This is a genomic window from Neorhizobium sp. DAR64860/K0K1 (assembly GCF_050500205.1).
Classification (GTDB): domain Bacteria; phylum Pseudomonadota; class Alphaproteobacteria; order Rhizobiales; family Rhizobiaceae; genus Neorhizobium; species Neorhizobium soli.
Genome location: NZ_CP191458.1, coordinates 653950 through 662500, shown reverse-complemented (window position 1 = coordinate 662500; position 8551 = coordinate 653950). Strand labels below are relative to the sequence as shown.

Sequence of the window (8551 nt, the reverse complement as noted above, 5' to 3'; positions counted from 1 at the left end):
AGGAGTGCTGCCTGTTCTGCAAAATTGTGAAGAGAAGATTGATCTGGATGCTTCCAGGTATTTTTGGGTTTTACCTCAAAGATGTCCGAGCCCGGTTCTGATGATACCAAGGATGACCTAGCCGGTCGGATCTGGAGGAAGAGCTGGAGTAGGTAGGAAGCATGTCACTCTGGTCGGTCGTTGTTGGTGTTTTGGGGCTTGGCCCTAAACCACCTCTGACGACTTATTGATGTCCGTTTGCTAACCGCGCGGACCCGGATTTAATCTCGAGAAGCTGGTCTTAAAGATCAGGACACAAGTGAACCGCTCGGCGTGGTTCCAATAAAGTGGCCTGATCGAACACGTTGATGGCATCATGAGAAGGTTGGGTTGTAAAAGGTAGCCCTTCCGCTTGCTCCTCTGGGGTGAGCTATATTGATGAGCATTGGCAATGAGAACGATGAAGTGTTTTAAGGGCATTTGGTGGATGCCTTGGCATGCACAGGCGAAGAAGGACGTGATACGCTGCGAAAAGCCGTGGGGAGCTGCGAATAAGCTTTGATCCATGGATCTCCGAATGGGGCAACCCACCTTAAATACCTAGAAAGTTTAAGTCGTCTTTCGGGACGGTTTAGATTTCTAGGTATTGTTAATAAGGTATCTTGTCTTGAATACATAGGGACAAGAAGCGAACTCAGGGAACTGAAACATCTAAGTACCTGAAGGAAAGGACATCAACCGAGACTCCGTAAGTAGTGGCGAGCGAACGCGGACCAGGCCAGTGGCAATGTTGAATAAAGCTGAACAGGTTGGAAAGCCTGGCTAGAGTGGGTGATAGCCCCGTAAGCGTAGAACAGACATTGTCCTTGAGTAGGGCGGGACACGTGAAATCCTGTCTGAACATGGGGAGACCACTCTCCAAGCCTAAGTACTCGTGCATGACCGATAGCGAACAAGTACCGTGAGGGAAAGGTGAAAAGCACCCCGACAAGGGGAGTGAAATAGAACCTGAAACCGGATGCCTACAAGCAGTCGGAGGGCGCTCTTTTTAGTAAGGGGCCTGACGGCGTACCTTTTGTATAATGGGTCAACGACTTAGTGTATCTAGCAAGCTTAAGCCGGTAGGTGTAGGCGCAGCGAAAGCGAGTCTGAATAGGGCGATTTAGTTAGATGCATTAGACCCGAAACCGAGTGATCTAGCCATGAGCAGGCTGAAGGTTGGGTAACACCAACTGGAGGGCCGAACCCGCATCTGTTGCAATAGATTGGGATGACTTGTGGCTAGGGGTGAAAGGCCAATCAAACTCGGAGATAGCTGGTTCTCCGCGAAATCTATTTAGGTAGAGCGTCGACCGAATACCCTCGGGGGTAGAGCACTGGATGGGCTATGGGGACTCACCGTCTTACTGATCCTAACCAAACTCCGAATACCGAGGAGTACTAGTCGGCAGACACACGGCGGGTGCTAACGTCCGTCGTGAAGAGGGCAACAACCCTGACCTCCAGCTAAGGTCCCCAAGTCATGGCTAAGTGGGAAAGGATGTGAGGATCCCAAAACAACCAGGATGTTGGCTTAGAAGCAGCCATCATTTAAAGAAAGCGTAACAGCTCACTGGTCTAAATAAGGGTCTTTGCGCCGAAAATGTAACGGGGCTAAAGCCATGCACCGAAGCTGAGGATATGCACGCAAGTGTATGTGGTAGCGGAGCGTTCCGTAAGTCTGTGAAGGAGGACCCGTGAGGGCCTCTGGAGATATCGGAAGTGCGAATGTTGACATGAGTAACGATAAAGGGGGTGAGAGACCCCCTCGCCGAAAGACCAAGGGTTCCTGCTTAAAGTTAATCTGAGCAGGGTTAGCCGGCCCCTAAGGCGAGGCAGAAATGCGTAGTCGATGGGAACCACGTTAATATTCGTGGGCCTGGTGGTAGTGACGGATCGCGTAAGTTGTACCTCCTTATTGGATTGGATGTGCAGCGGGGCGGTTCCAGGAAATAGCTCCACCGTATAGACCGTACCCGAAACCGACACAGGTGGTCAGGTAGAGCATACCAAGGCGCTTGAGAGAACTATGTTGAAGGAACTCGGCAAATTGCACGCGTAACTTCGGAAGAAGCGTGACCCCTTTTTACGCAAGTGGAAAGGGGTGGCACAGACCAGGGGGTAGCGACTGTTTATCAAAAACACAGGGCTCTGCGAAGTCGAAAGACGACGTATAGGGCCTGACGCCTGCCCGGTGCTGGAAGGTTAAAGGGAGAGGTGCAAGCTTTGAACTGAAGCCCCAGTAAACGGCGGCCGTAACTATAACGGTCCTAAGGTAGCGAAATTCCTTGTCGGGTAAGTTCCGACCTGCACGAATGGCGTAACGACTTCCCCGCTGTCTCCAACATAGACTCAGTGAAATTGAATTCCCCGTGAAGATGCGGGGTTCCTGCGGTTAGACGGAAAGACCCCGTGCACCTTTACTATAGCTTTACACTGGCATTCGTGTCGGCATGTGTAGGATAGGTGGTAGGCTTTGAAGCGGGGACGCCAGTTCTCGTGGAGCCATCCTTGAAATACCACCCTTATCGTCATGGATGTCTAACCGCGGTCCGTTATCCGGATCCGGGACAGTGTATGGTGGGTAGTTTGACTGGGGCGGTCGCCTCCGAAAGAGTAACGGAGGCGCGCGATGGTGGGCTCAGACCGGTCGGAAATCGGTCGTCGAGTGCAATGGCATAAGCCCGCCTGACTGCGAGACTGACAAGTCGAGCAGAGACGAAAGTCGGTCATAGTGATCCGGTGGTCCCGCGTGGAAGGGCCATCGCTCAACGGATAAAAGGTACGCCGGGGATAACAGGCTGATGACCCCCAAGAGTCCATATCGACGGGGTTGTTTGGCACCTCGATGTCGGCTCATCGCATCCTGGGGCTGGAGCAGGTCCCAAGGGTTTGGCTGTTCGCCAATTAAAGCGGTACGTGAGCTGGGTTCAGAACGTCGTGAGACAGTTCGGTCCCTATCTGCCGTGGGTGTAGGAATATTGACAGGATCTGTCCCTAGTACGAGAGGACCGGGATGGACATATCTCTGGTGGACCTGTTGTCGTGCCAACGGCATAGCAGGGTAGCTATATATGGAAGGGATAACCGCTGAAGGCATCTAAGCGGGAAACCCACCTGAAAACGAGTATTCCCTATCAGGGCCGTGGAAGACGACCACGTTGATAGGAGGCGTGTGGACGTGCAGTAATGCATGAAGCTTAGCCTTACTAATAGCCCGATTGGCTTCATCGTTCTCATTGACTATGCTCATCAAGGTGCTGCGCACCTCGATGATGACATCTGTTTTGTCCTGACGCGTGAAAAACGCTCCGGACGGGCCGCCGAACGTTCGGCGACGGCCTCTGGCCTTGCGGAGCTACGCTCCGACAAACCAGACGGCAAACAAAGACGTGTTCAATTAAGACAAAAGGGGGTTCGCCTCCGCCAGCTTCTCGATAAAGCGTTGCAATGGTCGCCCATTGCCACGCATACATTGCCCTTAATCGACCTGGTGGTCATTGCGGGGTGGCTGCACCCGTTCCCTTTCCGAACACGGCCGTGAAACACCCCTGCGCCAATGGTACTCCGTCTTAAGACGCGGGAGAGTAGGTCGCTGCCAGGTCTATTAAAGGCAATGCCATCCATAAGGATGGACCAAACAATCTTCTCACACATAACAAACCGGCCCCTGGCCAAACCAAGGGCCGCTCCCAAAGCGGCCTTTTGTCGTTGGTGGGGTTTAACGAAATAATGGGACGTTCGGTCTGTAGCCGGTGCGTCCCTGACAGGAGACAAATCCTAAAGGATTTGCTCCGGCACAGGCATCACAGCTTCGCTGTGATGCAGACGCGAAATTTGGCAACGCCAAATTCGCTTGGCGCGGGGTGGAGCAGCCCGGTAGCTCGTCAGGCTCATAACCTGAAGGCCGCAGGTTCAAATCCTGCCCCCGCAACCACCGAAACTTGTAAATTCGACCATTCCCCCTCACGCTCGGCGAGCAAGGCTTCGCAGCGGTGCAGGAATTTTGTCTTGTCGGCAAGTGACTTGAACTCTCCAGCAGAACGTATGCGGGCGAACTCCGAAGATTGTTGATGCCGCAGGTCACAGGAGACCTCACGCCAGGCTTCCTGGGCGGCCAGAATCGCGGCGAGGCGACCGTGAATGGTCAGTTCCGCCGTCTTGCCACCCGACGATGGCGCGATGACCACCTGACCTGAGACCCAACTCCCCTCCAGTTTTCGAGAGAGTCTTGCGTTTTCAATCTGGCCTCATGCGGCCTGTTTTTCCATAGCCATTTTCATTGCGAACTCTCTGGGTGTGATGTTGCCCAGCGACGAGTGGGGTCTGTTCCTGTTGTAATCCTCCTTCCATGCGGTGATGGCGGCGCGGGCCTGGGTGAGTGACGAGAACAGGGTCTCGTTGAGGCACTCAAGCTTTCGACGAAGCCGTTTTGCATCGGCTTGCCGGGGGCGATGTAGTGCCATTCGACCTTTGTCTCCTGGCACCATTTGAGGATGGCCATGCTGGTCATCTCCGTGCCGTTGTCCGAGACAATCGTCTTCGGCTTCCCCCGTCTGACGATAAGGGTGTCCAACTCGGGGGCAAGCCGAGCGCCCGACAGAGATGTGTCGGCGACCAGGCACAGGCATTCGCGGGTGAAATCGTCGACAACCGCCAGCACCCGGAAGCGGCGACCGTCGGTGAAGGCATCGCTGATGAAGTCCAAATTCCAGCGCTCGTTGGGGCGTGACGGCAGAGCCAGGGGGCGTCTTGTCCCCAAGGCCCGCTTTCGGCCGCCGCGCTTGCGCACCGTCAGCTTCTCCTCCCGATAGAGACGTCGAAGCTTCTTCAGGTTCATGACGATCCCCTGACGGTCGAGCATCACGTGGATGCGGCGATAACCGAAGCGTCGGCGCTCCGACGCCACTTTCTTCATTGCCTCCCGAATAGTCGCATCGTCAGGCCGCACGCTGCGGTATCGCATGCTCGACCGATCTAACGACAGAACCTCGCACGCCCGACGCTGGCTCACTCCATGCTGCGCACAGACATGAGCCACCACATCCCGCTTCACATCGGGCGTCACCATTAATGGGATGGTCCGCCTCGTCCTCCCGTAGCATTATGAGGCTGTCAAACCGAAGGAGGTTGCAATGCCACAACTCAATGTGCCGCGTTCAGCGGCTGTCTACGGAATTGATATCGGTAAGAACATCTTCCACGTCGTCGGTCTCGGAAGCGATGGCGTGCCAGTTCAGAAGGTTCGTTTCCGACGCGATACGCTGCTACAGTTCTTCGAGCGCGCAGCGCCGGCGATCGTGGGAATTGAATCTTGCGCTGGCTCTCAATGGATTGCCAGGAAGATAAAGGCTCTGGGACATAAGGTGCGCTTGATTCCGGCGCAATTTGTGAAGCCCTACGTAAAATCGAACAAGACCGACATCATCGATGCGGAGGCGATCGCTGAGGCAGCTACGCGACCAACGATGCGGTTTGCAGCACTCAAGAGCGAGGAACAAGCCGATCTTCAGGCTTTGCACAGGGTGCGAGACCAGATGATCGGAACGCGCACCCGGCTGATCAATCAGATGCGAGCCTTTTGCCTCGAATACGGGATCGCGCTGCGTCAGGGCGCAGGTCTGTTCAAGCTCGACCTGCCACAGGTTCTCGAAGACAAATCGAACGACCTTTCGTCGGCGATGCGTAAGCTGCTCGCAGATCTGTTTGCCGATCTACGCCAATTGGAACAACGTATCGGTGACGTCACACGCGAGATTGAAGCCATAGCCAGTCGAGAGGATGTGGCTCGACGGCTCATGACAATCCCCGGCATCGGAGCATTGGGGGCGACTGCACTTCTTGCTGCGATTGGCAACGGTCGGCAATTCCAAAAAGCCCGCGATCTGGCTGCGTGGCTTGGCCTCGTGCCGCGAGAATACTCGACCGGCGGAAAGCAAAAGCTTCTCGGCATCAGCAAGCGAGGAAACCGCTATGTTCGCAAACTTCTCGTGCATGGCGCACGATCATGCTTTCGGCATCTCGACCGAACACGGGATCGACTGGGGAACTGGCTGGATGGCCTTCAAGCCCGGATGCACCCAAACAAAGCTGTCGTCGCACTTGCCGCAAAAATGGCCCGGATTGTCTGGGTCGTCCTGACCAAGCCTGGAGCACTCTACGAACGCAGAGACCCTGCCTTCACCTGAAGCTCCAAGCTCGATTGCAAGGCTCGGGAATAGTGATGACGAAACAGTGGATCAACATGCCGTAAGTCCTGTGCAAAAAAGCGGGCTTCGTGCCCGAACCATTTATTGGGAACGGCGTGTGCGGATCTCATCATGGCCTGGCTGCAACCGCAGCCCACTCGCGAGAGGCCGGATACATTTATGCAACTGGAATCGTCATTTGCGATGTCGCGAACCCTTGCACGGACGGGGCGGACCATACATTTTTTGACGCGACATCCTTCAGGATCGCATTGTCCAGCATGGCCTCGGCCAAGAGCTTCTTCAGCTTGGCGTTCTCGTCCTCGAGCGCCTTCAGCTTGCGGGCATCGGACACGTCCATGCCGCCATACTTCGCCTTGTATTTGTAGAAGGTTGCGTCCGAGATGCCGTGCTTGCGGCAGACGTCAACTGTCTTCGCACCCGCCTCCTGCTCCTTCAATATCCCGATGATCTGTTCTTCGGTGAACCGTGAACGCTTCATTCGTCCGTCTCCTCGTTGTGACGGACTCTACCAAAATCTGGTGGAAGTTTAGGGTCTCAGGTCAGTCTGAGCCCAAGGTGCAGGCCCAGCCGAAGCAATAGGAATGATCTAACGGCTTCGGCGGCCGGTCGTGGATATCTCTTCTCATCCGGCATGTGTCTCACGATCTCGTCCGTGATCTTACGATATTCCGCCAGCGGGCTGTCCGCTTCAAGTACACACATGATCGGTTCAAATGGATCGCGATGCACGCGCATCACTCGCTGGATCTCCTTGGAACGGTTAGCGGCATGTCGGTGAAACGCATCACAGCCGCCATGCCAATCGCGAGCCGCGAAATCGATTTCTTCCTGCTCAATCAAGCCCGCAATAGGCCTGACATTCCAGAGCAGCTCCGGATGCTGCCGGATCCAACCGACTTCCGCGCGAGATAGGGCTTCGGCGACCATCAGCATGTCTTCTTCCCACTTGGTGTAGAAGCCACGTCGCTGTTCCCGCCACTGCAGATACCAGTCCCAAACGCCAGGGAAGACGAGAAGGCCGAAGCTTAACTGGCTGACTGGCACACCGAAACCCTTGACGACACCGTTTGGCGAGGCAGCAAGCGCACCAAACATCAAGCCGAGGTGCTCAATCTTCTGGGAGGCCGTTTCTTCACCCCAGACGCCGTTCCGTTGGAACCCAATCGCCGTCAGCGTCGAAGTCTTGAAGCGGATGAGATCAGCCATTTCCATGGCAAGTCTCGGCGGTGCGTCGGCAATGCCGGAGAGCAGATCAGGGTCATCAAGTTCTGCGGCAACGTTTTGATTGGTGCCGGCCGCCGATGCCAATGACCGAGAGGAAAGAAAACTGCTGCCATAGGTGACGCCGGGAAATCGGATGGCATATCGCTGCTTGCTGGCCGCCGCCTGATAGCGGCGATATCCCGTAGAGCCGGAAATGATCACCCGGCGCACCCAATCGAGGATCTCCTCGCGCTTGGTAAAGGGCAGGCTGTTGAAGTCTTCGGGCAGGTGCAGTGAAATCCGTCGACGCTCAGCTGGGCTGATGTCACCGAGATCGTGACCATACAGCGAGCGTGCCTGATGCGGCAGTTTCTCTTTGAAATATCCCTCTGAAAGTCGATAGCGTCGCTCGATGCGGCGGAGGATGTTGAAACTGGCAACAGATCGGGGCACGCGCTCTTCGTGGATCCAGGATAGCAGCGTCTTGTTGTCGAAGGTCTCATTCAGATGAACAACGGCGCGGTAAAGCTGCCAATAGGTGTCGCCGAACCGACGCATATGGTAAGACCAATGCGTCCTGAAAGCTCGCCGGATCTTCTGTCGCTTCAAATAGTGCTTCTGGGAAAGGGCTTATCGGTTTTGGTGCTGGGCCGGGCGATGTTGACGCAGACCGGAGAAAGGTGCCAGCGATCGCCGCGCGTTGTGGCTGTCGGGCGGAGCATGCGGAAGCTGCCTTCTTGGCGGGCGTCATTTTACCCGTGCTAACTGTCGGCTTTGGTGGTCGTCGTTCTTCGGTAGCTGGTGGTGCGCCGAGCCAGCGGATGATTGCATCCAAGCCTGGCCGGACCTGCTTTTTGAGTTCTGCCGTTAACTCGGCTTCGATCCCACAGGCCTGACCGATCATCTTCCAGTCGATATGGCCATTCAGAAGCGGGGGCGATTTGCGGTAGATGATCAAACTGGCCAGATAGGGCCGTATATCTTCGAACACCCGCCTGGATGCGACTGGAGCGATACGAAGCTCGCAGAATTCCGAAATTTTTCGCTGAAAATGTCGTGATGAAAGGTCGTGTTTGGTCATGCTCATTCCTTTTCGCTCGGCACCAGTGCTGAGGGCG

At 55.4% G+C, this 8551-nt stretch carries 1 protein-coding gene, 1 tRNA gene, 2 rRNA genes and 3 pseudogenes; 4 read left to right on the top strand and 3 right to left on the bottom strand.

Annotation, left to right across the window (positions count from 1 at the left end; all coding sequences use genetic code 11):
- Window positions 1-438 precede the first annotated feature (438 nt).
- The 3 genes from ACQY1J_RS02940 (at window position 439) to ACQY1J_RS02930 (ending at window position 3955) form a co-directional block, all read left to right on the top strand.
- Window positions 439-3252: ribosomal RNA gene (locus tag ACQY1J_RS02940) — 23S ribosomal RNA — on the top strand.
- A 255-nt stretch (window positions 3253-3507) separates the two neighbouring features.
- A 5S ribosomal RNA gene (gene rrf, locus ACQY1J_RS02935) occupies window positions 3508-3622 on the top strand.
- 256 nt (window positions 3623-3878) lie between these two features.
- Window positions 3879-3955, top strand: a tRNA-Met gene (locus tag ACQY1J_RS02930).
- A 313-nt stretch (window positions 3956-4268) separates the two neighbouring features.
- Here ACQY1J_RS02930 and ACQY1J_RS02925 read toward each other — a convergent pair.
- Window positions 4269-5089 (bottom strand): annotated as a pseudogene (locus ACQY1J_RS02925) (IS3 family transposase); the annotation flags it as partial.
- Window positions 5090-5153: 64 nt separating this feature from the next.
- On the opposite strand from ACQY1J_RS02925, the gene ACQY1J_RS02920 reads away from it, so the two are divergent.
- Window positions 5154-6206, top strand: a complete 1053-nt coding sequence (locus ACQY1J_RS02920; RefSeq protein WP_430249310.1) for an IS110 family transposase — start codon at window positions 5154-5156, stop codon at window positions 6204-6206.
- Window positions 6207-6444: 238 nt separating this feature from the next.
- Here ACQY1J_RS02920 and ACQY1J_RS02915 read toward each other — a convergent pair.
- Together ACQY1J_RS02915 and ACQY1J_RS02910 are read right to left on the bottom strand one after the other, a co-directional pair.
- Window positions 6445-6708 (bottom strand): annotated as a pseudogene (locus tag ACQY1J_RS02915) (transposase); the annotation flags it as partial.
- 65 nt (window positions 6709-6773) lie between these two features.
- Window positions 6774-8520 (bottom strand): annotated as a pseudogene (locus ACQY1J_RS02910) (hypothetical protein); the annotation flags it as partial.
- Window positions 8521-8551: the final 31 nt, after the last annotated feature.